Source organism: Nocardia yamanashiensis (assembly GCF_021183565.1).
Taxonomy (GTDB): Bacteria; Actinomycetota; Actinomycetes; order Mycobacteriales; family Mycobacteriaceae; genus Nocardia; species Nocardia yamanashiensis.
The window spans coordinates 5553863-5578929 of the sequence record NZ_CP089226.1 but is presented as its reverse complement, the minus strand read 5'-3'; the positions used below and the strand labels follow the sequence as shown (position 1 = coordinate 5578929).

Annotated in this window: 25 protein-coding genes; 16 read left to right on the top strand and 9 right to left on the bottom strand. The window is 67.7% G+C overall.

Going from position 1 to position 25067, the window contains the following annotated elements; all coding sequences use genetic code 11:
- Positions 1-48 precede the first annotated feature (48 nt).
- Entirely contained in the window at positions 49-693 is a 645-nt protein-coding gene (locus LTV02_RS26255) for a hemerythrin domain-containing protein (protein WP_233034515.1), read from the bottom strand.
- A gap of 269 nt (positions 694-962) precedes the next feature.
- Between LTV02_RS26255 and LTV02_RS26250 the strand changes: the two genes are divergently transcribed.
- The 3 genes from LTV02_RS26250 to LTV02_RS26240 all read left to right on the top strand — a co-directional run bounded on the left by LTV02_RS26250 (position 963) and on the right by LTV02_RS26240 (position 5612).
- Complete coding sequence (locus LTV02_RS26250) at positions 963-2180, top strand: NADP-dependent isocitrate dehydrogenase (protein ID WP_067544012.1); 1218 nt, start codon at positions 963-965, stop codon at positions 2178-2180.
- 663 nt (positions 2181-2843) lie between these two features.
- Entirely contained in the window at positions 2844-4208 is a 1365-nt protein-coding gene (locus LTV02_RS26245) for an FAD-binding oxidoreductase (protein ID WP_233034514.1), read from the top strand.
- 210 nt (positions 4209-4418) lie between these two features.
- A complete protein-coding gene (locus LTV02_RS26240) occupies positions 4419-5612 on the top strand; it encodes an MFS transporter (RefSeq protein WP_233041713.1) in 1194 nt (397 codons plus the stop codon).
- Here the strand turns inward: LTV02_RS26240 and LTV02_RS26235 are convergent.
- On the bottom strand, positions 5609-6274 hold the full coding sequence (locus LTV02_RS26235; protein WP_233034513.1) for a 4a-hydroxytetrahydrobiopterin dehydratase: 666 nt from the start codon (positions 6272-6274) through the stop codon (positions 5609-5611). The genes LTV02_RS26240 and LTV02_RS26235 overlap by 4 nt on opposite strands.
- Positions 6275-6315: 41 nt before the next feature.
- On the opposite strand from LTV02_RS26235, the gene LTV02_RS26230 reads away from it, so the two are divergent.
- Positions 6316-6942 carry an adenylate kinase gene (locus LTV02_RS26230; protein ID WP_233034512.1) on the top strand — a complete coding sequence of 209 codons (627 nt, stop codon included), beginning with the start codon at positions 6316-6318 and terminating at the stop codon, positions 6940-6942.
- A gap of 34 nt (positions 6943-6976) precedes the next feature.
- Here LTV02_RS26230 and LTV02_RS26225 read toward each other — a convergent pair whose 3' ends face one another.
- Positions 6977-8209, bottom strand: a complete 1233-nt coding sequence (locus LTV02_RS26225; RefSeq protein WP_233034510.1) for an LppU/SCO3897 family protein — start codon at positions 8207-8209, stop codon at positions 6977-6979.
- Positions 8210-8473: 264 nt separating this feature from the next.
- Here LTV02_RS26225 and LTV02_RS26220 point away from each other — a divergent pair, with 264 nt between their 5' ends.
- From LTV02_RS26220 to LTV02_RS26180, 9 genes are all read left to right on the top strand, one after another.
- Positions 8474-8695 (top strand): hypothetical protein, encoded by a 222-nt coding sequence (locus tag LTV02_RS26220; RefSeq protein WP_233034509.1) that lies wholly within the window; start codon positions 8474-8476, stop codon positions 8693-8695.
- Positions 8696-8740: 45 nt separating this feature from the next.
- Complete coding sequence (locus LTV02_RS26215; protein WP_233034508.1) at positions 8741-9388, top strand: TetR/AcrR family transcriptional regulator; 648 nt, start codon at positions 8741-8743, stop codon at positions 9386-9388.
- A gap of 216 nt (positions 9389-9604) precedes the next feature.
- Complete coding sequence (locus LTV02_RS26210) at positions 9605-10810, top strand: lipid-transfer protein (protein ID WP_067720681.1); 1206 nt, start codon at positions 9605-9607, stop codon at positions 10808-10810.
- Between the two features lie 45 nt (positions 10811-10855).
- The gene (locus LTV02_RS26205; RefSeq protein WP_067720680.1) at positions 10856-11293 is read left to right on the top strand and encodes a type II toxin-antitoxin system Rv0910 family toxin; all 438 of its coding nucleotides are present in this window, start codon (positions 10856-10858) and stop codon (positions 11291-11293) included.
- A 17-nt stretch (positions 11294-11310) separates the two neighbouring features.
- Complete coding sequence (locus LTV02_RS26200) at positions 11311-12174, top strand: MaoC/PaaZ C-terminal domain-containing protein (RefSeq protein WP_233034507.1); 864 nt, start codon at positions 11311-11313, stop codon at positions 12172-12174.
- 21 nt (positions 12175-12195) lie between these two features.
- The gene (locus tag LTV02_RS26195) at positions 12196-13074 is read left to right on the top strand and encodes an SDR family oxidoreductase (protein WP_233034506.1); all 879 of its coding nucleotides are present in this window, start codon (positions 12196-12198) and stop codon (positions 13072-13074) included.
- A 19-nt stretch (positions 13075-13093) separates the two neighbouring features.
- Positions 13094-14356, top strand: coding sequence for an acyl-CoA dehydrogenase family protein (locus tag LTV02_RS26190; protein ID WP_233034505.1), 1263 nt, complete (start codon positions 13094-13096; stop codon positions 14354-14356).
- Between the two features lie 52 nt (positions 14357-14408).
- Positions 14409-16181, top strand: a complete 1773-nt coding sequence (locus LTV02_RS26185) for an AMP-dependent synthetase/ligase (RefSeq protein WP_233034504.1) — start codon at positions 14409-14411, stop codon at positions 16179-16181.
- Positions 16182-16236: 55 nt separating this feature from the next.
- Positions 16237-17124, top strand: coding sequence for an alpha/beta fold hydrolase (locus LTV02_RS26180; RefSeq protein WP_233034502.1), 888 nt, complete (start codon positions 16237-16239; stop codon positions 17122-17124).
- Between the two features lie 29 nt (positions 17125-17153).
- Here the strand turns inward: LTV02_RS26180 and LTV02_RS26175 are convergent, their stop codons facing one another.
- The gene (locus LTV02_RS26175) at positions 17154-18008 is read right to left on the bottom strand and encodes an alpha/beta fold hydrolase (RefSeq protein ID WP_233034500.1); all 855 of its coding nucleotides are present in this window, start codon (positions 18006-18008) and stop codon (positions 17154-17156) included.
- Between the two features lie 69 nt (positions 18009-18077).
- Here LTV02_RS26175 and LTV02_RS26170 point away from each other — a divergent pair, with 69 nt between their 5' ends.
- Positions 18078-18884: an exodeoxyribonuclease III gene (locus LTV02_RS26170; RefSeq protein WP_233034499.1), complete on the top strand. Its 807-nt coding sequence runs from the start codon at positions 18078-18080 to the stop codon at positions 18882-18884.
- A gap of 49 nt (positions 18885-18933) precedes the next feature.
- On the opposite strand, the gene LTV02_RS26165 is transcribed toward LTV02_RS26170, so the two are convergent.
- Entirely contained in the window at positions 18934-19170 is a 237-nt protein-coding gene (locus tag LTV02_RS26165; RefSeq protein WP_233034498.1) for a hypothetical protein, read from the bottom strand.
- Positions 19171-19375: 205 nt separating this feature from the next.
- Here LTV02_RS26165 and LTV02_RS26160 point away from each other — a divergent pair, with 205 nt between their 5' ends.
- A complete protein-coding gene (locus LTV02_RS26160; RefSeq protein ID WP_233034497.1) occupies positions 19376-20971 on the top strand; it encodes a YncE family protein in 1596 nt (531 codons plus the stop codon).
- Between the two features lie 42 nt (positions 20972-21013).
- Here the strand turns inward: LTV02_RS26160 and LTV02_RS26155 are convergent, their stop codons facing one another.
- The 4 genes from LTV02_RS26155 to LTV02_RS26140 form a co-directional block, all read right to left on the bottom strand.
- The gene (locus LTV02_RS26155) at positions 21014-22171 is read right to left on the bottom strand and encodes an outer membrane protein assembly factor BamB family protein (RefSeq protein WP_233034496.1); all 1158 of its coding nucleotides are present in this window, start codon (positions 22169-22171) and stop codon (positions 21014-21016) included.
- 67 nt (positions 22172-22238) lie between these two features.
- Positions 22239-22736 carry a barstar family protein gene (locus LTV02_RS26150; protein ID WP_233034495.1) on the bottom strand — a complete coding sequence of 166 codons (498 nt, stop codon included), beginning with the start codon at positions 22734-22736 and terminating at the stop codon, positions 22239-22241.
- Positions 22736-23254, bottom strand: coding sequence for a ribonuclease domain-containing protein (locus LTV02_RS26145; RefSeq protein WP_233034494.1), 519 nt, complete (start codon positions 23252-23254; stop codon positions 22736-22738). Before LTV02_RS26145 ends, LTV02_RS26150 begins: the two co-directional genes overlap by 1 nt.
- A 55-nt stretch (positions 23255-23309) precedes the next feature.
- A complete protein-coding gene (locus tag LTV02_RS26140) occupies positions 23310-24005 on the bottom strand; it encodes a TetR/AcrR family transcriptional regulator (RefSeq protein ID WP_233034493.1) in 696 nt (231 codons plus the stop codon).
- Positions 24006-24124: 119 nt separating this feature from the next.
- Here LTV02_RS26140 and LTV02_RS26135 point away from each other — a divergent pair, with 119 nt between their 5' ends.
- A complete protein-coding gene (locus LTV02_RS26135) occupies positions 24125-25060 on the top strand; it encodes an oxygenase MpaB family protein (RefSeq protein WP_233034492.1) in 936 nt (311 codons plus the stop codon).
- Positions 25061-25067: the final 7 nt, after the last annotated feature.

Genomic DNA, 25067 nt, shown 5'->3' with positions numbered 1-25067 from the left:
AAACCGATTGCGGGCGTGCGCCGCAGCCGGTTCCCGCTCACCCCTCGATCAGTCCCCGGCGATCAGGGCTTCGCGCCGGCGATGCGATCGCCCGAACCAGCGGAGCATCAGGGTGAGCACCAGCCCGCCCTCGGCCGTGGCGCGCTCCCACTCCTCGGGCGTGCACATGGCGAACATGCGGGGCAACTCGAAACCCATCTTCGCGCCCTTCCTGGCCGCGGCTTCGACGGTGCTCCACTGCTTCGCGTCCAGGTAGCCGGTGATCACCGGGAAGACGGTTTTCTCCTCGTCTGCGATGTGCTCGGCGAGCAGGGCGTGCAGTTGGGAGAGGCGGCCGGTGAGGACGGCGGCGGAACCGGTGGCGGAGCGGGCGAATGCGCGGGCCCCGGTGCGGACGGCGTCGAGGATCGGGTCGAGCTGGGCGTGATCGTCCTCGAGTTCGCGCACGTCGACCGCCCCGGTGCCGCGCAGCAGCGGCCAGAGCACCTCGTCCTCGATGCTGTGATGATGGTGGATGCTGTCGCAGAGCAGCAGCAGGTAATCGGTGATGGCGGCCGCGCGTGCGGGTGTGCAGTCGGCGCGCCCGGCGGCGATGTCGCGGGTGAGTTCGCACAGGCGCTGGGTGTCGGCGAGCATGGCCCGGTGGGCGAGGCGCATACCCAGCAGGTCGGGCCCGGTGGTTTCGGTCGGCATACTGGAAACAGTGGGCTGGGTCACTTGCACCCTACTTGCGAGTAACTGAGGGCACGTTCCCGCACAGCGGGGGCTGGCCGCGCGGTGAGGATGGGACCAGCAGTACGCTTGTCATGCTTGACGCCACATCGGACGTGGACCTGGTACCAGAGGCCCCCGGCCGGGCGCCGGGCGTATACGTTGTCTGTTGAACAGCTGGGGTCCGCTACAAGCGGTGCTCACCGGCCGTGCAATGGGAGCACCACCTTCCTAGGAGGACACGAAGATCCATGTCCAAGATCAAGGTTGAAGGCACCGTCGTCGAACTCGACGGCGACGAGATGACCCGGATCATCTGGCAGTTCATCAAGGACAAGCTGATCAATCCGTATCTCGATGTGAACCTCGAGTACTACGACCTCGGCATCGAAGCCCGCGACAAGACCGATGATCAGATCACCATCGACGCCGCGAACGCCATCAAGAAGCACGGCGTGGGCGTCAAGTGCGCGACGATCACCCCGGACGAGGCGCGAGTCGAGGAATTCGGCTTGAAGAAGATGTGGCGGTCGCCCAACGGCACCATCCGCAACATCCTCGGCGGCACCATCTTCCGCGCGCCGATCATCATCTCGAACGTCCCGCGTCTGGTTCCCGGCTGGACCAAGCCGATCATCATCGGCCGCCACGCCTTCGGTGACCAGTACCGTGCCACCGATTTCAAGGTGCACCAGGCGGGCACCGTCACCCTGACCTTCACGCCCGAGGACGGCTCCGAGCCGATCCAGCACGAGGTCGTGCGCATGCCGGAAGACGGCGGCGTGGTCATGGGCATGTACAACTTCCAGGAGTCCATCCGGGACTTCGCGCGGGCCTCGCTGAACTACGGCCTGCAGCAGAACTACCCGGTGTACATGTCGACCAAGAACACCATCCTCAAGGCCTACGACGGCATGTTCAAGGACACCTTCGAGGAGGTGTACCAGACCGAGTTCAAGGACGAGTTCGACGCGGCCGGTCTGACCTACGAGCACCGCCTGATCGACGATATGGTCGCCTCCGCGCTCAAGTGGGAGGGCGGCTACGTCTGGGCCTGCAAGAACTACGACGGCGACGTGCAGTCCGACACCGTGGCGCAGGGCTTCGGCTCGCTGGGTCTGATGACCTCCGTGCTGCTGACCCCGGACGGCCGCACCTGTGAGGCGGAGGCGGCGCACGGCACCGTGACGCGGCACTACCGTCAGCACCAGCAGGGCAAGCCCACCTCCACCAACCCGATCGCCTCGATCTTCGCGTGGACGCGTGGTCTGGCGCATCGCGGCAAGCTGGACAACACCCCCGAGGTGATCGGCTTCGCGCAGACCCTCGAGGACGTCGTCATCAAGACCGTCGAGGACGGGCAGATGACCAAGGACCTCGCGCTGCTGGTCGGCGGGGACCAGGGTTACCTGACCACCGAGGAATTCCTCGGCGTGCTGGACGCCAACCTGGCGCGCGAGCTGCGCTGAGCCCCGCTTTCAGCGGGAAAGAAGTGATTCTCAGGGGCAAGCCCCTGAAACCCCAGGGAGAGATGTGAGGTCGCGCTCCTGAAACCGTGGACGAACCGTGAGGTTCTGCCCCGGAAACCAGGGAGCGCCGTCGGTCTCGAACCGGGATGGAGGCATGAGGTCTCGCCTCCGAAACTGGGGTGAGGCCGTGAGGTCTCACCTACGACCTGAGTGAGCTGCGAGGGCTTGCTCGGGGGCGACGGGACGTGGAGGCGTTCCGGAGCCGAAGGCGACGGGCCGAACTGGGTCCGGAGCTTGCGCTGATGCAACGTGAACAGCGCCGCAGCGGCGAACGATGGGGGCCGGGACTACCGTCCCGGCCATGACCATCCTTCCGCCGCGCTCCGCACGGGCACCTGCCTCCACCGAATCCGGTGGGTGGGCGGGTGCCCGAACTGGTTTCCGGGGGCGGTTGCGGGCGTGATCATGAAACGGTCATCGGGGCGCGGTGAAGATGGCGGGGGAGTAGCTGGCGGGCGCGGTTAACGCGGGGTGGGTGGCCGGGTGATTACTGGACGGCTGGCCGGAAGTGCTTGCCCGGCATGCCGATCGGCATGTGCGGTCGTGGATGTGCATCGTCCACCGGGAAACCGGTGCGGGGAACGGTGTATCGGAGGAGGAATGATGACGGGAATCGGGAACGAGCTGCGGAGTGCGGTGCGCGGGCGGGTCGTCGCGATGGGGGAGGACGGGTTCGAGCAGGCTCGGATGCCGTGGAATGTGGCGGTGGCGCAGCAGCCGGTGGCCGTGGTCGAGGTCGCGGATGCCGATGACGCGGCGGCCGTGGTGCGGTGTGCGGGCCGGGCGGGGCTGGCGGTGAGCACGCAGACCACCGGGCACGGGGCGTCCACCGCGGCCGACGGGACGATTCTGGTGAAGACGCGCGCCTTGCAGGGCGTGCAGATCGACGCGCGGGAGCGGACGGCCCGGATCGGCGCGGGCATGCCCTGGCTGGATGTGCTGGGCGCGGCGGCCGAACGCGGATTGACCGGTGCGGTGGGCAGTTCCGATGTGGTGGGCGTGGCGGGCTACACGCTCGGCGGCGGCCTCGGCTGGTTCGCGCGCAGTCACGGGTACGCCGCGAACACGGTGCGCGCGTTCGAGGTGATCACCGCGGACGGCGTCCGGACCCGGGTGAGTGCCGACTCCGAACCAGACCTGTTCTGGGCCTTGCGTGGCGGCGGCGGTGATTTCGCGCTCGTCACGGAGCTGGAACTCGAACTGTTCGAAGCGGTTTCGCTGTCCGGCGGTCGCATGCTGTGGCCGAGCGAGCAGGCGGAAGCGGTGCTGGCGGCCTTCCGCCGCGCCACCGTGGAAGCGCCCGAGGGCCTGAGCATCTGGTACACCGTCATCCAATTCCCGCCCTTCCCACAGCTTCCCGAACTGCTGCGCGGAAGCGCCATGGTCGCGATCGATGTGCTGGCCCAGGGCGCGGTCACCTCGCCGCTGCGCTGGTTCGAGGAGGTGCCCGGCCTGGTGCTGGACACCCGCCGCCCGCTGCTGCCCACCGAGATCGGTTCCATCTGCATGGAACCCACCGCTCCCACCCCGGCCCGCATCCGCGGCGAACTCCTCACCGACCTCGCCCCCGAAACCGCCGCCACCCTGCTCGATGCCGTGGCCCCCGGCGGCACCCCCGCTCCGCTCGCGCTGGCCCAGCTCCGCCACCTCGGCGGCGCGATCGCCCGCCCCGCCCCCGACGCGGGCTGCGCGGCCGGCATCCACGAGCCCTACCTGCTCTCCCTCCTCGGCCCGATCCCGACCCCGGAACTGACCGCCGTGGTCTCCGCCCGCCAGGACGCCGTCACCGCCGCCCTGCGCCCGCACCTGTCCGGCCGGAAACCGTTGACCTACTTGGATTCCGGCGAATCCGCCGCGGCCGCCTTCGACCCGGAAACCCTGACCCGCCTACAGCAGATCAAGAGCAAATACGACCCCGCCGCGACCTTCCGCTCCAGCTACCCGGTCGCGAACGCCGCCGCCGGATAGACGGGGGAGGTGGCGGCCGCCACGGCTTGTCATCGCTTGGTCAGCCGGATGCGGCTCGCGGCAGAGTGAGCGAGCCCGGTAACCCGCCCGGACGTGACGAAGATCGGCGCGTGGTGAGTGAGATCACCGCGTTCGGGGGTTTCGGGCGGGTTCGCTCCGGTGTTGCGATTGGTTGTGCCGAAATCAGTTTCCGAGGCCGCCGCGCCCACCATGACCGCGTCCGATGCCACGCCGGTCGTGCGACAGCGCGGCTGGCATATCCCCGCCATGCTGGCGCTGGCGCTGGGCGGTTTCGGCATCGGCACCACCGAATTCGTCACCATGGGTTTGCTGCCGGATATCGCGAAGACCTTCGGCGTCTCGGAACCGAGTGCCGGGCATGCCGTCTCGGCGTACGCGCTCGGCGTGGTGATCGGCGCCCCGGTGATCGCCGCGCTGTGCGCCCGGGTGCCGCGCAAACGCCTGCTGATGGTGCTGATGCTGGCCTTCACCGTGGGCAATGCCGCGTCGGTGGTGGCACCGACCTTCCTGACCTTCACCGCCGCCCGCTTCGTCTCGGGCCTCCCGCACGGCGCGTATTTCGGCGTCGCGTCGCTGGCCGCGGCCTCGCTGGCGCCGGTGGGGCAACGGGCCAAAGCGGTTGCCGCAGTTATGCTGGGTCTGAGCGCCGCCAACGTTGTCGGCGTTCCCGCCGCCACTTGGCTGGGTCAGCATCTGGGCTGGCGGGACGCTTACGTGGTGGTCGCCGTCATCGGTCTGGCCACGGTGGCCGCCATCGCGCGCTTCGTGCCGGAGCTCACCGGCATCGTCCTCACCGATCCCCGCACCGAACTCGGCGCGCTGCGCCGCCCGCAGGTGCTGCTGACCCTGCTGGTCGGCGCGGTCGGCTTCGGCGGCATGTTCGCCGTCTACACCTACATCACCCTCACCGATGTGGCCGGCATGTCCCTCGGCCTGGTCCCGATCGTGCTCATGCTGTTCGGTCTCGGCATGGTGGCGGGCAATATCTTGGGCGGCATCCTCACCGACCGCGGCGTCGACCGCTCGGTGTACGCCGCCCTGCTCTCGATGGTGGTCATCCTGGCCGCTTTCATTGCGGCGGCGCACAATCCGTTCACCGCAGCGGTGGCGGCGTTCTTCGTCGGCGCGTCCGGCGCGGCACTGGGCCCGGCCCTGCAAACCCGCCTGATGGACGTGGCGCACGATGCCCAGACCCTGGCCGCCGCCCTCAACCACGCGGCCCTCAATATCGCGAATGCCGCGGGCGCCTGGCTGGGCGGCCTGGTCATCGCCGCCGGACTCGGCTACACCGCGCCCGCACTGGTCGGCACCGGCCTGGCGATCCTCGGCGTCCTGCTCTTCACGGTCACCGTGACCCTCGCCCGGCGCGCGGCATCCGCCTAGCTCTGCGGCGGTTCACGATCCTGCCAGGTGCACAGGCAAACCCGGTTTCCCTCCGGGTCGGCCAGCACCCAGAAGCTCGGCGCGGCCTCGTCGCTGACCAACTCGCCGCCCGCGGCGAGCGCTGCTTCCAGGCGCGGCTGTACCTGAGCCGGTTCGATCCAGATATCCGGATGCCACCGCTGCCGGGGTTCCTCGGACCCGGACTGCTGGAACCACACGGTCGGCAATGCGTCGGCCGGATCGGAGATCTCGTCCGCGAGCGCGGCCCCGGACGGGAGTTCCATCCCGAACACGGCGGCCCAGAACGGTTGCACCGCAGCCCGATCCGGCGTATCGAGGGCCAATTCCAACCGCGACACCCGCTCCGGTTCCAGCACCGCCCCGGCCTCGGCGGCAATGACGGAGATCCGGCGCGCCAGCCGCACATCCCGCTCGGTCACCCCGCCCACATCATGGCTGCTGGATCGCACATCGATGAACCCGTACCGCAAATTCAGATCCGGATGATGATCCAGCTCCTCCGCGACCGCCCCGATCGCGTTCACCACGGCCAGCCCGCCCGCGAAATCCTTTGTCCGAATCCGGGTTTGCAACCCGCCCGGCACATAAACCCACCCGTCCAGCCCAGCCTCGGCGATCTGCTTCCTGGTCAGCTTCGTCATCCAACCATCCTGCCAGCCCCGCCCCGTCGTACCGTGTGATCATGCGACTCGTCTTGGTGGGACCGCCCGGCGCGGGCAAGGGCACGCAGGCGGCATTCCTCTGTGAACGGCTGGGGATTCCGCAGATCTCCACGGGTGACATGCTGCGCGCGGCGAAGGCCGCGGGGGAACTGGCGCCGGAGCACATCGATCTGATGGCCGCCGGTGGTCTGCTGCCGGACGAGGTCGTGCTCGCACTCGTGGCGAAGCGCGTGGAGGAACCCGACTGCGCACCCGGCTTCCTGCTCGACGGCTTCCCCCGCACCACACCCCAGGCGGCCGGCCTGGACACCGTCCTCGCCCAGCACGACCTCACCCTGAATGCGGTTGTCGCCCTGGACATTCCGGAAGACCTGCTGATCGAACGCGCCGTCCTCCGCCGCATCGACAAGCGCACCGGCCGGATCTACCACCTGAAATACAACCCCCCACCGGCCGGCGCCGAACTCGAACACCGCGCCGACGACCGCGAGGACGTGGTCCGCGACCGCATCGCCACCTACCGCACGATGACCGCCGACCTGCTGCCCTTCTACGAAGCCCGCGGCCTGCTGCGCCGGGTCTGCGGCGTGGGATCGGTCGAGGAGGTGCGTGGCCGGGTCTTCGCCGCCCTCGGCCTGACGGACTGACGACGAGCATCCCGGCTGATGATGCCTGCCCGCCTCACCACTTCCGCAGGCACAGGAGGGCGTCGGCGGTTCGGTAGTAGCCCGCCGCCCCGCGCGCCGAGCACTCGGTGCTGTCGGCTGATTGGGGTAGCCGCGCCATGACCCGGCTACGCGCACGCGAATCCGCGCAGGAAACCTTCTCGGCGTCGGCCACGACGCCCGAGGCGGTGACATCGAGGCAGTCGCCGACCTGTGCACGGTTCACGTCGTATGTTTTCGTCTCGCGTGTTTTCGTCACGGCCGCGGCCGGAGCGTGATCAGGGGCGCGTTCGTGCAATTCGATATTCGTGACGACGGCGGCGACGACCAGGAACGGGGCGAGCATGCCGGCGATGGCGCTCGGCCGCCGCCGCACGGGTTTGCCCGGATCCAGCGGGATGCCGGGGGCGCCCGGGATGGGCGGCGGCAGTCGCAGCACGGCCCGCTCGCTGACCACATTGGACAGCACCACGATGGGATTGATGAATGCCGAGAGCGGCCCCCACCAGCCTTGCCAGAGGGTCTTCGCGGTCATCGATCGATAGGTGGCGAGTCCGCAATCCCGGCAGAACGGGCCCGTCACCGACAGGAACGCCATGCGGATGAGGAAGCCCTGATGGCCGGAGAACCCGACCTGCACGGCCGGCGTTGATCCGCACACCCGGCAGTACAGGCGACCGGGCGTCCCCACCGGCACCGGGCGTTGTGGCTGGGCCGGAATCGGCGGTGGTGGCGGAGCCGGTTGTGCGACCGGATATTGCTGTGGTGGCCGTATCGCCGCGGGCCGTCGGCGAGCAGTCTCACGCGCGGCCGCCACCATCGCGGGCAGGACGGCGTCGAGCCCGTGGAGCGCGACGCCGAGCACCTCGTCCTGGATGAGGCGCAGCAGTTCGCCGTGTCCCAGGTCGTTGCCGAGAACCTGTGCGGCGGAGCTGGATTCGTCGGCTACCAAGCCGAGCGCCAGCATGCCGGGTGGTAGCGGCCACAGGTTGTAATGCCCGGCCAGGCGGGCGGCGACGTCGAGGGCGGCGGCGCAGCTGCCGGTGACGGGGGTGCCGTTCCAGTCAGCCGTGCTGCGATTCAGCGGATCCAGCGCGACTTTCCCCGCGATAGCGTCGATATCACCGGCGTGCAGCCGAATTCGCGACCAGTTCGCCGATTCGTCGACGCGCATCAGCGCTACCAGGAGGTCGCGGGTATCGATGGAGTGCGAGATTCGTTGGCTCGCAGTGCGAAGCGCAGCGATCACGGTGGAATGCAATGGCACTCCGGCCAATACGCTCATGACTACCCGGCCCCGGTCGATCCGCCGCGCCCTGCCCCGACCGCGACGCGATCATGGTAGACGACGGAGGGGCCCCGCACTGCGGCGTTTCCTCACGTTCCGGTCGCGGAAATCGATAGCGAACCTTAGCAAAATCCCGGCTATCTCATTGTTAGGCTGACTTTCGATCGGCCGATCGTGTGTGCTCGCCTGTCCGAGGCGATGCCCTCGCTGCGAAAGGACCCGAAAATGAAGATCATTCGTATTGCCGTGGCCGCTGCCGGCGTACTGTTCTCCCTGACGATTCCCGCTCTGGCCTCCGCGGACCCGGTAAGTTGCGGGTCCGATCTGAACAGTTGCGCCACCCAGTGCGAGCAGACGGTCGGGAATCCGATGATCCGGTTGCAGGACTGTGTCCGGACCGATGCGGGGTGGACCTGCGACGCCTGTGAGTACAACTCGGAGAACTGACGAGGCGTGAACATACACGACTGTATGTAAGTGTAAGATCGTCGCATGACCAGGTCCGCCGTCTCGAAACCGCAGCGCCGCACGCAGGAGCAGCGCAGCAACGAGATGCGGGTGCGCCTGCTCGACGCCACCATCGAATGCCTGGTGGAGTACGGGTACGCGGGCACCACCACGCCGCGGGTGGCCGAGCGCGCCGGGGTGACCCGGGGTGCGCAGGTGCATCATTTCGGCTCCAAGACGGACCTGGTCGTGGCGGCCATCAGTCATCTCGCGCAGCGGCGCACCCAGGCGGCGATGCAGGAGCTGGAGCGGGTGCGCACCGGCGACAATCCGCTGGACGCGGCATTGGACTTCATGTGGGAGCTGCATCAGGGGCCGCTGTTCATCGCGGCGATCGAACTCTGGGTGGCGGGGCGTACCGACCCGCTGCTGGCTGCCGAGATGGAGAAGGTCGAGCCGTTCGTCAACAACGCGGTGCTGGTCGCGGTGGCGCAATTGGTGCCGGATGCCATGCAGCGCAAGGAAGCTCGCGATCTGGTCTACACCGCCATGGACGTCATGCGCGGAATTCTGATGTCCAACTTCGTCTCTCCCGATCCCGATCGCGCGCAGCGGCGCTGGAAGCGGGCCGCCGCGCACCTGCGCCGGATTGCCGACGGAAGCGTGCCTGGCCTGGGGCCTAACGCCGAATAGTCGCCGCGCCGAGCGCCGCCGGGATGTCGTCCCGGCGGCTTTTTCGTGTGCGCGAAACGTACAACGCCGACTGTATGTATCGACACAACTACCTCCGGCCGCCGCCACGCCCGGAAAGCTGAGAGTCCCGGCCGCCCTCTTGCGTACTTACATACAGCTTTGTATGTTTGTTTCTGTTCGGTCCAGGGGGACCGACCCTGAACCTGAGGGAGTTCGATGACGAACAAGGTCTACGTCGTCGGCGTCGGCATGACGAAGTTCGAAAAGCCGGGGCGGCGCAAGAACGAAGACGGCAGCGACTGGGACTACCCCGATATGGCGCGCGAGTCCGGGACCAAGGCCCTCGCCGATGCGGGGATCGACTACCGCGAGGTCGAGCAGGCCTACGTCGGCTACGTCTACGGCGAATCCACCTCCGGCCAGCGCGCGGTCTACGAACTGGGCATGACCGGCATCCCGGTGGTCAATGTCAACAACAACTGCTCCACCGGCTCCACCGCGCTCTACCTTGCGGCACAGTCGATCCGGGGCGGTCTCGCCGACTGCACCCTGGCGCTGGGCTTCGAGAAGATGCAGCCCGGTTCGCTCGGCTCCACCTGGGACGACCGCGAGCAGCCGATGGCCAAGCACATCATGGCCCTCGCCGAGATCTCCGAGGTGCTGTTCCCGGTGGCCCCGTGGATGTTCGGCGCGGCCGGCCGTGAGCACATGAAGAAGTACGGCACCACCGCCGAACACTTCGCCAAGATCGGCTACAAGAACCACAAGCACTCGGTCAACAACCCGTATTCGCAGTTCCAGGACGAGTATTCGCTCGACGACATCCTGGGCTCGCGCATGATCTACGACCCGCTGACCAAGCTGCAGTGCTCGCCCACCTCCGACGGTTCGGGCGCGGTCATCCTGGCCTCCGAGGACTTCGTGAACCGCCACGACCTGTCCGCGCAGGCGGTGGAGATCGTCGGCCAGGCCATGACCACCGACTTCCAGTCCACCTTCGATGGTTCGGCCAAGAACCTCATCGGCTACGACATGAACGTGCAAGCGGCCGAGAAGGTGTACGCGCAGGCGGGATTGGGCCCCGAGGACTTCCAGGTCATCGAGCTGCACGACTGCTTCTCCGCCAACGAACTGCTGCTCTACGAGGCCCTGGGCCTGGCCAAGGAGGGCGAGGCCGGTCATCTCATCGACGCGGGCCAGACCACCTACGGCGGCAAATGGGTGGTGAACCCGTCCGGCGGGCTCATCTCCAAGGGACATCCCTTGGGCGCAACGGGTTTGGCGCAGTGCAGTGAACTCACCTGGCAGCTGCGCGGCACCGCCGACAAGCGGCAGGTGAACGACGTCACCGCCGCCCTCCAGCACAATATCGGGCTCGGCGGCGCGGCCGTCGTCACCGCTTACCAGCGCGCCGACCGCTGATCGAATCCCTCAATCCTTATCCGCCGCCGAAGAAAGAGGCACATCATGGGCCACATCGAAGCCAGCCGTGAACTGACCGCCACCCCCGACGCCCTGTGGGCCGTCGTCTCCGATCCGCAGACCTGGGACAAGTGGTTCTCCATCCACGAGCGCTGGATGGAGGAGCCGCCGGCCGTGCTCGCCCCGGGCGCCAAGCTGACCGCCAAGATCCTCATGCTCGGCATGGCCAACAAGATCGAGTGGGTGGTGGAGAGCGTCGACACCCCGAATCGCCTGGTGCTCAGCGGCACCGGCATGGCTGGCGTCAAGGTGCAGTTCGGTTTCGACATCGCCCCCGAGGGCAGCGGCTCGAAGTTCTCCGTCTCCGGTGACTTCGAGGGCGCGCTGATCAAGGGCGCGCTCGGCAAGGCCGTCGAGAAGGACGGGCTGACCCAGCTCGACAAGACCCTCACCGCCCTCGACGCCCTGGCCACCGCGGCCTGATCGCGAAGGGAAAACCCATGACCGACAAGGTCATTCGCTTCGATCCCGCCGGGCTGAACGTCTGGAGCGACGAGGAACGGTTCGAGGTCACCGCGGAGCGCATCGCCGAATACGCCGCCGCCACCAACGACCCCATCGAAGCGCATCTCAAAGGCGAAGTGGCGCCGCCGATCTTCGGCATCGTCCCGGTCTTCGAGGCCATGATGATGCCGGTGCTCGAAGTGGTGCCGATGGAGATCTTCGGCCGGGTCGTGCACGGGGAGCAGGACTTCCACTTCCACCGCCCGATCCGGCCCGGTGATCAGCTGGTCTCGCGGGCCAAGGCCATCGGGTACGAGGGCAAGCCGAACGGCTCCACCATCACCATTCTCATCGAATGCCGGGCCGAGGACGGGGAACTGGTCAACGAGCAGTACCTGACCGCGTTCTTCCGCAATATCGATATCGGTGAGCAGGTCGGCGACAGCGCCCCCGCGCACCGGCTGGACGCCGAGCTGACGAAATCGCCTGCACAGCATACTGTTCCGGCGCACGTCGATCTGGATCAGACGTACCGGTACTCCCCGGCGTCCGGCGATCCGGTGCCGCTGCACCTGGACGAGCAGGTAGCCAAGGACGCCGGTCTGCCGGGCATCATCGCGCACGGCCTGTGCACCATGGCCATGTCCTCGTGGGGCGTGCTCACCACGGTCGGTGGCTCGGATGTACAGCGGCTCAAGCGATTCGCCGTCCGGTTCTCCAAGATGGTCTTCCCCGGTGACGACCTGGAGACCCAGATCTGGGTGACCGGCAGCAAGGGCGGGGAAACCACCTACGCCTTCCGCACCGTGCGCGGTGACGACGTAGTTCTCGGCGACGGCCTGGCCGTCATTGCCGACTGATTCTTTATCGAGGAGATATTCATGGGTGCACTCGAGGGACGGGTCGCGATCATCACCGGCGCGGGCCGCGGCATCGGGCGTGAGCACGCGCTGCTGTTCGCCCGCGAAGGCGCGGCCGTGGTCGTCAACGATCTCGGCGGCAGCAACGAAGGGGTGGGCGCCGACAGCGGGCCCGCGCACGAGGTCGTCGCGGAGATCACCGCCGCAGGGGGGCGGGCGATCGCCAACTCCGACAACGTGGCGGACTGGCAGGGCGCGAAGAACCTGGTCGACCAGGCGGTTTCGGAGTTCGGCCGGCTGGACGTGGTGGTGAACAACGCGGGCATCCTGCGCGATGCCTTCATCGCCGGCATGGACGAGGCGCAGTGGGACGCGGTCGTGGCCGTGCACCTCAAGGGCCACGCCGCCGTGCTGCGCCATGCCGCCGGGTACTGGAAGGAACAGTCCAAGGCGGGCAATCAGCCCAGTGCCGCGGTCATCAATACCGCCTCCGCGTCCGGCACCACCGTGCCGAATGCCGGGCAGGGCAACTACGGCGCCGCCAAGGCCGGTATCGCCGCGCTCACCCTGGTCGCCGCCGACGAACTGGCCCGCTACGGGGTGCGCGTGAACGCCATCGCGCCGATCGCCCGTACCCGGCTCACGCTGGCCACGCCGGGCATGGGTGACATGATGAAAGCGCAGGAAGCGGGCCTGGCTGAAGGCGAGTTCGACGCCTTCAGCCCGGCCAATATCTCCCCGCTGGTCGCCTACCTGGCCACCGAGAAGTGCCCGATCACCGGCAAGGTGTTCGCGGTGCAGGGCGGCGCCATCTCGGAACTGGCGGGCTGGCACGACGTGAAGACCATCGAAACCGAAGGCCCGTGGTCGGTCGACGATATCGGCGCGCGCCTGCCCTGAATCAGGTTGGAGAACAACGATGTTCGAATGGTCCGAGACCGATGAACTGATCCGCGACGCGGTGCGCGGGTTCATCGACAAGGAGATCCGGCCGCACCTGGATGCCCTGGACAGCGGCGAGATGCTGCCGTACCCGATCATCCGGAAACTGTTCGGCGAGTTCGGGATCGACGCCCTGGGGGAGGAGTCGGTCACCAAACTGCTCGCAAAGCAGCGTAAACGGGAGGAAGCGCTGGCCGCGGGAGAACCGTTGCCGGAGAAGAAGTCCGGCGGTGGCGACGGCGGCGCCTTCTCCGGCCAGGAATCGCTGATGGCGGTGCTGGTCAGCGAACTGTCCGGGGTCTGCATGGGCCTGGTCACCGCCATGGGCGTGAGCATCGGTCTCGGCGCCACCACCATTCTCGGGCGCGGCACGCTCGCCCAGAAGGAACGCTGGGTGGCCGATATCGTGACCATGAAGAAGGTCGCGGCCTGGGCCATCACCGAACCGGATTCCGGATCTGACGCCTTCGGCGGCATGAAGACCTATGTGCGGCGCGACGGTGAGGACTACATCCTCAACGGCCAGAAGACCTTCATCACCAATGGTCCCTACGCCGACACCGTCATCGTCTACGCCAAGCTCGACGAGGGCGACGGCGCGGACAAACGCGATCGCAAGGTGCTGACCTTCGTGCTCGACAAGGGCATGGAGGGATTCACCCAGGGCAGGCCGTTCAAGAAGATGGGCCTGCACGCCTCGCCCACCGGCGAATTGTTCTTCGACAATGTGCGATTGAGCAAGGACCGGCTGCTGGGGGAGACCGAGGAGCACAAGGGCGGCGACGGACGGGAAAGCGCCCGTTCGAGTTTCACCGCCGAGCGCATCGGCGTCGCGTTCATGGCGCTGGGCATCGTGAACGAATGTCACCGGCGCTGTGTGGAATACGCGAAGACCCGCAAGCTGTGGGGTCAGGAGATCGGGCGCTTCCAGCTGGTGCAGCTCAAGCTCGCCAAGATGGAAGTCGCGCGGATCAATGTGCAGAACATGGTGTTCATGGCCCTGGAGCGGTCCCGCGCCGGCAAGCCGCCGACGCTGGCCGAGGCCTCGGCGATGAAACTGTACTGCTCGGAGATCGCCACCGAGGTCGCCATGGACGCGGTGCAGCTCTTCGGCGGCAACGGGTACATGTCCGAGTACCACGTCGAGCAGCTGGCCCGGGACGCCAAGTCGCTGATGATCTACGCGGGTTCCAACGAGATCCAGGTGACGCACGTGGCCAAGGGGCTGCTGGCGCAGTAGGGGACGAGAACCACCGAACCACAACATCTCTCACGAAACGGAGTCACCGCCCGTGACCTCGGAGCCGGCCACGCTGTGCCACGCTTTCCAAATCACCGCCGCCCGTGATCCCGATGCCATCGCCCTGCGTGACGCGGGCGGCGGCGTCACGGTGACCTGGCGGGAGTACGCGCGGCGGGTGCGCGCCATTGCCGCCGGGCTGGCCGGACTCGGCGTCGGTCCGGGCGACACGGTGGCGATCATGCTCACCAATCGTCCGGAGTTCCATCTGGTGGATACCGCCGTGCTGCACGCGGGGGCGACGCCGTTCTCCGTGTACAACACCAATCCGGCGGAAATGCTCGCCTACCTGTTCGGGAACGCGGGCAATCGGATCGTGGTGTGCGAGCGCCAGTTCGTGCCGGTGGTGCTGGCGGCCAAGGGGCTGGGCGGGAAGGTCGAGCACATCGTGTGCGTCGACGGCGCGCTCGACGGGACCATCGGACTGGACGCGGTGGAAGCCGCTCCGGCTGCGGAGTTCGACTTCGAAAGCACTTGGCGCGCAGTGCGTCCCGATGATCTGCTGACCATCGTCTACACCTCCGGAACCACCGGCCCGCCCAAGGGGGTGGAGCTGACCCACGCCAACTTCCTCGCCAATGCCCGCATCGTCGAGGAGTTCGGCGGGGTCGACGGGCGGGACCGGGTCATCTCGTACCTGCCGGACGCGCACGCCGCCAACCGATGGTTCGCGCACTACGGCAATCTGCTCAAAGGCGTGCAGTTGACGACGCTGTCCGACCCCAAGCAGGCGATCGCGACCCTGACCGAGGTGCGGCCCACGGTTTTCCTTGCCGTGCCGCGTATCTGGGTGAAGGTCAAAGCGGCCATCGAAGCGCAGATCGCCGCGGAGCCCAGCCCCGTCAAACGAGCGCTGGCCGAATGGGCGATCGGTGTGGGGCGGGCGCGGGCGCGGCTGGCTTCGGCGGGCCGGACACCCGGAGCGGCGCCGGCATTGCGATACGCCGTCGCCGATCGTCTGGTGCTGTCGCGCATTCGCACCCGGCTGGGACTCGATCAGGTGCGGCTCGGGGTGACCGGCGCGGCCCCGCTCGCCCCGGAGGCGCTGGAATTCGTACTGGGCCTGGGCATTACGGTGTGCGAGGCGTACGGCATGACCGAATGCACCGCGGGCGCCACGGTCAACCGGCCGGGCCGGATCCGCATCGGCACGGTCGGCACCGCCCTGCCGGGCACCGAGATCCGGCTCGCCGAAGACGGCGAGGTGCTGGTGCGCGGGGCGAATGTAATGCGTGGCTACCGCAACGATCCCGAACAGACCGCCGCCGCCGTCGATGCCGACGGCTGGCTGCACACCGGCGATATCGGAACCCTCGACGCGGACGGCTATCTCTCGATCGTCGACCGCAAGAAGGAACTCATCATCAACGCGGCGGGCAAGAACATGTCGCCCGCCAATATCGAGAACGCCATCGCCGTCGCCACCCCGCTGGCCGGACCGGTGGCGGTGATCGGCGACGCCCGTCCCTACAACACCGCGCTGATCTGCCTCGATCCCGACGCGGCAGCGGCCTTCGCCGAACGACACGGGGTCACCGATCGATCGCTGTCCGAACTGGCGGTGAATCCGCTGGTGCGCACCGAAATTCAAGCTGGAATCGACGCCGCCAACGCCACCCTCTCCCGCGTCGAGCAGATCAAGAAGTACACGGTGATCGGCGAGAGCTGGGAGCCCGGCACCACCCACCTCACCCCGACCGGCAAGCTCCGCCGCAAGCCGATCGCCGCCACCTACGCCGACGCCATCGAGGCGATGTACGCCTGATCGGCCGGGCAGTCGTCTCGTTCGCCGAATATCTTCTCGCACAACGGGAGTGACAATGCCGTCACCTATGAACGGCGAATCCGCCGGAGTCACCGAAGAACTCGTCACCTACGGTCGCACTCGCACCCGCGCGCTGCGGGTCGACGGCCGTGGCCTGCCGATCGTGCTGCTGCACGGTTTCGCCGACGACGCCGATACCTGGCGCGGTGTGCTCGCCGGATTGGCGCGGCGCGATCGCACCGCATTGGCGGTGGATGCCGCCGGCTTCGGCCGCGCCGACCCCTTCGCCGCCGGTCCGCTGCTGCCGCAGCTCGACGATTTCGTGGACGGCCTGCTCGCCGCCACGGGACCCGCTGTGCTGGTGGGGAATTCCCTCGGCGTCGCCATGTCGCTGCGGGCCGCCCGACGCCACCCCGCTTCGGTATCGGGCATAGTCGCCCTGGACGAGCCGATTCTCTCCCGCGACTGGCTGGCCCGTTTCGCGCGCGGCCGCATCGCACCCCGCGCCGCCCGGGCGCTGCGACGCCTGCCGGTACCCGCGCCACTGGTCCGCCGCGTGATCACCACGGGTGGTCGCTATCTGCTGTGGGGCCGCCCTCGCACGGCGGACCGCGAACTGCTCGCGATCTGGGCCGCCAAGTACGGCACCATGTCCGAACTGTCCTGGCTGGCGGAGTACGCCACCCGTTTCGCCCACGAGACGGTGGCCGGCTATCCCGAACTCGTCGTCGGCTGCCCGGTGGCCGTCGTACACGGTGCGCGCGACCGGATCATTCCCGTACAGGCGAGCCGCGACCTGCACGCCCGGCTCGCGGACAGCGAACTGACGGTACTGCCGCACGCCGGGCACTGCCCGCAACTCGACGACCCGGACGGAATCGCCGCGCTGATCGCCGATTTCGTCGACCGCAAGGTGATTCCGCCGCGGGACGCGGTGGGCTGATTCCGGCGGGATGCCGAATGCCGCGAAGGTCAGACCGCCCGCAGCCGAGTCCGGCTCGCGTACACGTGCTCAGCGATCAGCGTCGCGATCCGGTCCGGCGCTTCCAGCATCGGCACATGCCCGACATCGTGTACCAGGATGCGATCCGCCCACTCCGGCAGCTCCTCCAGGAACCGCCGCGCGTACACCCGATTCGGGATCACCCGGTCGTTCTCGCACATGAGCAGCCGCACCGGCGTTTTCAGCGTGGACAGGTCCTCCAACGCCGGATACCGCACCGAACCGGCGATCATCGGCAGCATGGCCTTGCAGTTCATGGCCGAGGTGATGGCCGCTTCGATGGCGCGCCGGGGCGCATTGCCGGTGTTCTTGCTCAAGATCATCGCCACCGCCTGCCGCACCGGCGCGCTGAACGCGATGGCGTGCGGCAGATGCTTGCCGATCTCCACGAACGGCACCAGCGACAGGAACTTGGCCCCGATCCGGAACTGGGTGACGGACGGCGATTGCCAGCCGCCCGCCGGCGCGATAGCGGTGAGCGTGCGGGCGCGCCCGCGCCGGGCCAGTTCGAACCCCACCCAGCCGCCGAGCGAATTGCCGGCGATATGGCAGGTCCGCCAGCCCAATTCGTCCAACTGGTCCTCGACCCGGTCGGCAAGGGTACTGACATCGAGATACCAGCCCTCGAAATCGGGTCCGCCCCAATGCCCCGTGAACGCCGGAGCGAACACCTCGCAATGCCCGGCCATGCGTTGCGCCACCTGCTCCCAGCAGTGCGGCGACATCATGAACCCGTGCAACAGGAGCAGCGGGTCTCCGGACCCGATGTGAATCGCCTTCGTGGGCGCGAGCGGGGGTGTGGGCTGAGCGGTGCCTGACGTCATCGTCGTCACCCCTTCCTGGACCTCGATGTCCGCGGAGAAGTGTGGATGACCGCATTGTACGGTCGTAGGGTGGCCAACATCCTCAGTACAGTCAACGTGAACGGGGTCCGTGCGGCGGCAGGCAAAGGACTGCTCCCCTGGCTAGCGGCCACCGAAGCCGATTTCATCTGCCTCCAGGAGACCCGCGCGACCGACGAGCAAACGCGTAGCGCGCTGGCTCCCGCCCTGGATGCCGGCTGGATTCTCAGCCATGCCGAACCCGGCGTGAAGGGCCGCGCCGGCGTCGCCATCCTCTCGCGCCGCGAACCCGAAGCCGTCCGCATCGGCGTCGGCACGGACGTCGACGGAACCTGGACCCCGGTAGCGGAATTCGCCGAAACCGGCCGCTATATCGAAGCCGACTTCGGCGATCTCACCGTGGCCAGCGTCTACGTCCACACCGGCGAAGCCGACACCCCCATGCAGGACGAGAAATACCGCTTCCTCGACGCCGTCGGCGCCCGCATGACCGCCATCACCCGCGATTTCGTCATCAGCGGCGACTGGAACATCGGCCACACCGAACTCGACATCAAGAACTGGAAAGGCAATCTCAAGAACGCCGGTTTCCTCCCCGGCGAACGCGCCTGGGTCTCCTCGATGCTCGCCGCCGGCTACGTGGACGTGGTCCGCGAACTCCACTCCGGCGTCCCCGGCCCCTACTCCTGGCACTCCTACCGCGGCCGCGCCTTCGACAACGACGCCGGATGGCGCATCGATTACCAGCTTGCCCGCGGTGAAATCGCCACCCGCGCCAAACAAGCCGTGGTGGAGCGCGCCGCCACCTACGCCGAGCGCTGGTCGGACCACGCCCCGGTGACGGTTCAGTACCGGTGAACCGCTTTCGAGGATGCTGCGGGCTGCGTCCGCAGCATCCTCGCCGTGATCAGCTGCCGCTGCTGCTTCCGGTGCCCCCGGTCTTGTAGAAGTACCAGTTGCCGGCCTGCGGGCCCTGGCCGAGATGGCAGCCCGAGTCGGAGTAACCCGCCTGCTGCGCCGCGGCGGCACAGTCGCCGTAGTTGGCGTAGGGGCCGTCGGTGAGCGCGTCGGCGCCGGCGGTCGCGGTAAGGGCTGCCGTTGCGCCGGTGGCGATCACCGCGGCTGCCAGGAATTTGACGAACATCGAGAATTACCTCCGGATCGAGTCCCGCCACTCACACGAGTGACAGGCATCGACAACCTATGGGACCGCTTGCCGATGCCGCAATATCGATGGATGGTGGTGCGGGCCAACCGAAGTGGGGACCGATAGGCTTCGTCCCTGGTAGTCGAGCAGTACCGATAGGGGGGTCATGGGCCGGACATCGCAGGAAGCGCCCTCATTGCCGATGGACGACGTGCTCTTTTCCGCTGCGGTGGTGGCGGATTCGGAGTCGGGATTGCGATTGAGCCGGACTGCGGCGGTGGCGCGGTGGCGCTCACCGGCCGGACTGGGTTTCGTCGCGGCGGTTCCGCTGATTCTGATGGGACGGCGGATCTTCAATGTGGTGGCCGCCGCCAGTCGTTCCGACGCTTGGGTTTTGGACCTGATCGAACTGTATTTCGGTCTGCTGGCAGTCACGGTGGTGATCGGATTGCTGCTGACCGTCGTGCAAATGTTTCTGCGGAATCGCCGCGTCATGGCATACGCGTCGCCCGGAGCCGTGATGACCGTTCGCTATCTGCGGGATTCGCTCGAGGTCGAATTGGTGACCGGAACGACAGTGATCGCCTACGACCGGATCCGCGACTTCTTCGCCATCGGCGGAACGGTGTATCTGCGGGCACGCGGCACGCACGGAATCACGCTGCCGCGAAGACTATTCCCGGAACAGGCGTTACGGCTGATGGGCAGGCAATTCGACGGCGACGGAACCGGGTGCAGGCGAGCGATCGTCCTCGGTTCCGCGGCTGTCGTCGCGGTGCTGCTGGCGACGTCCGGGCTGCTGTTCCGGAACTTTCACGACAGCAACGCGGTCGCGGCCACACCGGTCCTGCGCAATAGCTTTCCGATCGAAGACGGCACCGACACCGCCGTCGTCTACGCGGATATCGCATATTTGGCCAGGTGGGATGGCGTGGTCCAGTTCATCGACGCACGGACGGGCCAGGCTACCGCCGCTATTCCGGTCGTCGGGAACGCGGCCGGCGTCGCGCTCGACCCGGCCGCGCGGAAGCTGTACGTGGCCAGTGGCCGCAGCGATGGTTCCGACAGCCGGATCAACGTGATCGACATCGATACGAAGGCCGTCACCACCACCATCCCGTTCACCGAGCAAATATGGCGGCTGGCGATCGACACCGCGGCCCACCGCCTTTACGCCGTGGAGATCGGCTTCCGGTTGATATCGGACCCACGAGATGCGATCAGGATCATCGATACCACGTCGAACACCGTCATCGGCGGCGTGACCGTCCCCATGGAGGCCCGCGACCTCGCCATCGACCCCACCACCCACGCGCTGTACGTCGGATTCGAACGTCGCACACCGATTCACGTGATCGACCCCGTGAGCATGACCGTGAAGTCCACGATCCCATTCGGCGCCCGAGTTCGCGGCCTCGCCCTCGACCCGACGACCAGCACCTTGTACGCGATCGGCGACGAGAATTCGCTCGCCGACGAATTCCGATACCTGAAGACCATCGACACCGAGACCGGCGCCCTCCGCTCCACCCTGCCACTGTCGCCATCCGCCTGGGCAATCACCGTCGACACCACCGACCACACCGTCTACACGATCGAACAGACCTATGCGAAGACCGACCCGACCGGCACCAAAGGTTTGGTCCGAGTACTGGATTCCCGAACCGGCACCGGCACCACGTCGATCGTCTTCGCCACAGGCAGCGAAGCCGGCGGCATAACCACCCTGGCCCTGGACCCGATCACCCACCGCGTGTACGCGATCGACAACCACAAGATCCACGTGATCACCCGCTGAGCACGGGAATCCGATGTCGCGCCGGCATGGCGGGACGGCTGGTCAGCGGGCGATGGCGATCAGGCCGGAAGTAGCTGGGTCGGAGGAGGATCCGAGGTAGCAGTGGGTTTCGCCGACTGTGAAGGGAGTGGCGGGGGCCGGGGTGTCAATGGTGCGGGACCAGCGCGGGTTGCCGGTGCGGGCGTCTATGGCGCGCAGGGTGTTCGCGGCCAGGAAGTAGCAGGTTCCGGAGGTGAGGTAGGCGGTGGCGTTGCGGGCTTCGGCTCTGTCGGAGACGGTGAGGGTCCATAGGACGGCGGCTTCGGGACCGGGGCGGAGGGCCTGGAGTTTGGTGCCGTCGCAGCGGTAGTAGGCGTCGGCGTCGGCGAACAGGGTGTCAGCGGGGGTGGCTAGTTCGTGGGTTTTCCAGAGGGGGGCACCGGTTTTCGGGTCCAGGGCGGAGACGATGCGGGAGCCGTCGGTGGCGAGGATGGCGCCGGCGACCAGGCCGGTGGCGATGGTGGTCGCGGCGGCGGTGGGGTCGTCTTGTTTGGACCAGACTGTGGCGCCGTTGTTTTCGGTGTCGAAGGCGATGAGGTCGCCGCCGTTTTCGCGCGAGCTGTAGATCAGTGCGCCGGTGGCGGGGATGTGGAGGGCGGTGTTGTCGGTGGGGCAGGGCGCGGTCCAGCGAATGGCGCGGGTGGTGGTGTCGACGGCCAGGATTTCGTGGTGGGCGGTGGCGCGGTTCAGGGTGAAGAGGTGGGCGATGCCGTCGCGTACGCCGTGGATGCCGATGAGGGCGGTGTCGGCGGGGGCGTCGAAGGTCCATTTGCGTTGGCCGGAAACCGCATCCAGGGCGATGGCGCGCTCACCGTCGGGTTCGGCGCCGCACAGGTAGAGGGTGCCTTCGGCGATGAACGCGTGGCGGTCGATACCAGGCCCGGCGATCGTCGCCTGCCAGAGCTTCTTGCCGGTCTTCGCGTCTATGCCGGTGATGCCCGTGCCGGTGTCGGCGAGTACGACTCCCTTGCTGTAGCGCAGGGCCCGGAGTTGTTCGTTCTCCAAGCCGTAGCGCCAGACGATGGTGCCGGAAGCAGCTGTCTCGCCGAGCGCCGGAGCGGGACCGCAAGAGGTCGCGGAGAGACCGCCCGCCAGCAGAAAAGCGCTGTTCATCAGGAGTTTTCGACGGCTGAGCAGCGAAACTGCAACAGGTTCTAGCACGGCCTGACTATATGAGGACCGCGCGCGAATGCAGTCCGATTTCGGTGAATTTCCTGATCTTGGCGGGTCAGGCGGACGGGGCGTCGAGGGTCAGCGGGACCGCCTCGAGACCGGGCGGGACGGCATCCTGCAGGACCACCCGGAAGGCGATGCCCCGCTTGGCCCAGGCGGCCGCCGCATCCGCCATCGCCTCGGCGAACCAGTCGCGGTCCTCGGGCTGCTCGTCCAGCAGCAGCGCGGCATTGCGGACGACGACCACGTATCCCGCCGCGGAACCGATGAATTCATCGAGATCGCGCAGGCATTCGTCGAAGGCGTCCTTGTTCTCGCCGAAGTAGTAGGGGAATTGGAACGCGGCGGCGAACTCGTCGAAGACCTCCGCGACCGTGCGCATGCGCCGGCCGCGGACTTCGCGGGCGCGGTAGTCGGCGGGGATGCGGCTGCGCACGCCGGAGAATTCGGCCGCGCCGACGGGCAGCACGCCCAGGGTCGGCGCGGGTACGGCGGCCGCGGCGGAAACGGCCGGGGCGGAGAGGAACTGCGACAGCGGCATGGGCTTGGGCATCAGCGCATCCTCGTGAAGGTCTTGTAGTGGTCGCCGGTGTACCAGGCGGTGCCGTCGCTGCCGGTGACAATGCGTTCGGCATCGCGGGTCTGGCCGCGGCGCTTCGGGTTGACGTCCCATTCCTGATAGGTGATCTTCTTGCCGGACGCGTCCTGCGTGGGCAAGGTGCGATCGCGATTCATCCAGGTCTCGCCGCCCTGCGTGCCGGGCGCGTTGGCGGAATCCGGCCAGCGGCCCGCGTCGATCTCGATCAGCGTCTGGTAGGCGCGATCGGGGACGCCGGGCGCGCGGGCGAGGGTGCTGGTATCGACGGCATTGCCGCCCGGTTTGACCGTCGTAGTCGAATCGGGCCTGGCGCCACCGGGTTTCGGCGCGGTGGTGGTGGAGGCGGCCACCGGCCCGCTCTTGGCATCGGAGTCCTTGTGATCACCGCCCCGTGAAACCAGGACGGCGACCAGCAGCATGGCCACCGCGACGCCCAGCAACAACCATGCGCGCAGCTTCGGGGAAACCTTCACCGGTACCGCACCGTGCCGGGCGCGTAGTCGCGGTTCTCTGTCATGACTGACGAATCTACGTCACCCGCGCGCCGTGGCCCGGGTGTGGACCTCCCGGCGCGTGACGCTGATCCGGGGTCTGCAATTGCCGTGCTGAGTCCTCGCCTAGGAGTACGAAAATGTCTGTGGTGTGGGCGATCAGCTCGTCGCGGGTCATGGGGAGGTCCCCCTGGAGCCAGGTGGTGAGGGTTTGGACGAGCCCGCCGACGAGGTAGGTGGCGCGGAAGGTGATGGTGGGGGAGGGGGTGGTGTCGGTGAGGCCGTAGAAGTCGATGCCTTCGGCGGCAACGAGATTGGCGAAGGCGCGAATGGTGTGGGCGGTGCGGGTGCGTAGTTCGGGGGTGGCGGAGGTGACCAGGAGGGCTACCCGGGCTTTGCGGGGGTCGTCGGTGAGGACGTGGATGCCGGCGGTGATGGCGGCGTGGGCTTTGCCGCGGGTGTCGGCGGGGGCGGATTGGACGGCGACGATCAGGGCGGCGGCGAGTTCTTCGGCGATGGTGTCGAAGAGGGTGGACAGGACGGCTTCGCGGCTGTCGAAGTTCTCGTAGTAGTAGCGCTCGTTGAGGCCCGCGCCGGAACAGAGGGCGGCGACGGTGAGCTTCTCGAGGGGCTGGGTGCCGAGGATGTCGAGGGCGGCGTCGAGCAGGGCCGCGCGGCGTTGCGTGCGGCGTTCTTCGGCGGAGATGCCGCCGTAGGTCCGTTGGCCGGTCACGGATCGATTCTGGCACGGCAGCGATTCTGGTAGTAGGGGTTGCCAGATTGGGGGAGCGTGGGGGACTCTGTCTTTCAGATGTGGTGGGCTGCATCACACGGTGTTCTCGGGAGGCAACGATGCCTGCACAGGCCGGCTATTTCGGCGAGGATTCGATGATCAGGCGCGTCATGCGCCGGCGGGCCGTGGGGCTCACCTACGGGCAGCGGGCGCTGGTCATCGGGGCGGTGCATCCGCTGCTGTACGTGGGGACGGCCGAGAACACCCAGCACCGGACCACGCCGTACACCCGGCTCGCGCTGACCGGGCGGATGTTCGAGGCGGTATCGCTGGGGACGCGCGAGGAGGCCGATCGGGCGCGGGCGTTCACGCGCAAGCGGCACGCGCCGGTGCAAGGAAAGCTGCCCGAGGACTCGGGCGAGCGGAATCCGGCGGGCACGGACTACTCCGCGCACGACCCGCAGCTGATGTTCATGACCATGGCCTTCACCTTCGATTCCGCCGAGGTCATGCACGACCTGCTGGTGCGCAAACTGACCGGCACGGAACGTGAAGGGCTGTACCAGGACTACATCCGATGGGGTGAGCTGTTCGGCATGCCCCGCGAAGCCGCCCCGCCCACCTATCGCGAATTCCGTGAGTACTTCGACGGCTACCTGGCCTCCGACGAACCGTTCCTCACCGAAGAAGCCCGACTGGTCGGTGGCTACCTCATGGGCCAGCAGGTCGCCCACCCCCTACCCGCCCCCGTCCAGCAGGCCATGTCCGGCTTCGCCCTGCTGGTCCAGGGCAGCCTCCCCAAACGCGTCCGCGAGATGTACCACCTGACCTGGGGCATCAAGGAGGAGGTCGCCTTCCGTGCCCTGGCCCGCGCCGTCCGCACCGCCCACCTGTCCCCGCCCCTGGTCGGCAACCCGCTGCACGCTCCGATGACCGGCCCCAGCTACCCGCTCTACAAGCTCGCCACCCGCCGCGAACAGCGGCTCGTCGGCTCCGGCAAGCCGAGCATGCCGGGAGTGGACCCGCGCAACTGGGTGGATCGACACTCCGCTTAGCCCACAT

What these genes read in the sequence shown, in the direction of transcription:
- LTV02_RS26240 (WP_233041713.1), top strand. Translation starts at nt 4,419, where the DNA reads ATGACCGCGTCCGATGCCACGCCGGTCGTGCGACAGCGCGGCTGGCAT.
- LTV02_RS26135 (WP_233034492.1), top strand. Translation starts at nt 24,125, where the DNA reads ATGCCTGCACAGGCCGGCTATTTCGGCGAGGATTCGATGATCAGGCGC.
- LTV02_RS26180 (WP_233034502.1), top strand. Translation starts at nt 16,237, where the DNA reads ATGCCGTCACCTATGAACGGCGAATCCGCCGGAGTCACCGAAGAACTC.
- LTV02_RS26235 (WP_233034513.1), bottom strand. Translation starts at nt 6,274, where the DNA reads ATGACGAAGCTGACCAGGAAGCAGATCGCCGAGGCTGGGCTGGACGGG.
- LTV02_RS26150 (WP_233034495.1), bottom strand. Translation starts at nt 22,736, where the DNA reads ATGCCCAAGCCCATGCCGCTGTCGCAGTTCCTCTCCGCCCCGGCCGTT.
- LTV02_RS26175 (WP_233034500.1), bottom strand. Translation starts at nt 18,008, where the DNA reads ATGACGTCAGGCACCGCTCAGCCCACACCCCCGCTCGCGCCCACGAAG.
- LTV02_RS26255 (WP_233034515.1), bottom strand. Translation starts at nt 693, where the DNA reads ATGCCGACCGAAACCACCGGGCCCGACCTGCTGGGTATGCGCCTCGCC.
- LTV02_RS26220 (WP_233034509.1), top strand. Translation starts at nt 8,474, where the DNA reads ATGAAGATCATTCGTATTGCCGTGGCCGCTGCCGGCGTACTGTTCTCC.
- LTV02_RS26200 (WP_233034507.1), top strand. Translation starts at nt 11,311, where the DNA reads ATGACCGACAAGGTCATTCGCTTCGATCCCGCCGGGCTGAACGTCTGG.
- LTV02_RS26210 (WP_067720681.1), top strand. Translation starts at nt 9,605, where the DNA reads ATGACGAACAAGGTCTACGTCGTCGGCGTCGGCATGACGAAGTTCGAA.
- LTV02_RS26245 (WP_233034514.1), top strand. Translation starts at nt 2,844, where the DNA reads ATGACGGGAATCGGGAACGAGCTGCGGAGTGCGGTGCGCGGGCGGGTC.
- LTV02_RS26250 (WP_067544012.1), top strand. Translation starts at nt 963, where the DNA reads ATGTCCAAGATCAAGGTTGAAGGCACCGTCGTCGAACTCGACGGCGAC.
- LTV02_RS26205 (WP_067720680.1), top strand. Translation starts at nt 10,856, where the DNA reads ATGGGCCACATCGAAGCCAGCCGTGAACTGACCGCCACCCCCGACGCC.
- LTV02_RS26230 (WP_233034512.1), top strand. Translation starts at nt 6,316, where the DNA reads ATGCGACTCGTCTTGGTGGGACCGCCCGGCGCGGGCAAGGGCACGCAG.
- LTV02_RS26190 (WP_233034505.1), top strand. Translation starts at nt 13,094, where the DNA reads ATGTTCGAATGGTCCGAGACCGATGAACTGATCCGCGACGCGGTGCGC.
- LTV02_RS26165 (WP_233034498.1), bottom strand. Translation starts at nt 19,170, where the DNA reads ATGTTCGTCAAATTCCTGGCAGCCGCGGTGATCGCCACCGGCGCAACG.
- LTV02_RS26215 (WP_233034508.1), top strand. Translation starts at nt 8,741, where the DNA reads ATGACCAGGTCCGCCGTCTCGAAACCGCAGCGCCGCACGCAGGAGCAG.
- LTV02_RS26160 (WP_233034497.1), top strand. Translation starts at nt 19,376, where the DNA reads ATGGACGACGTGCTCTTTTCCGCTGCGGTGGTGGCGGATTCGGAGTCG.
- LTV02_RS26195 (WP_233034506.1), top strand. Translation starts at nt 12,196, where the DNA reads ATGGGTGCACTCGAGGGACGGGTCGCGATCATCACCGGCGCGGGCCGC.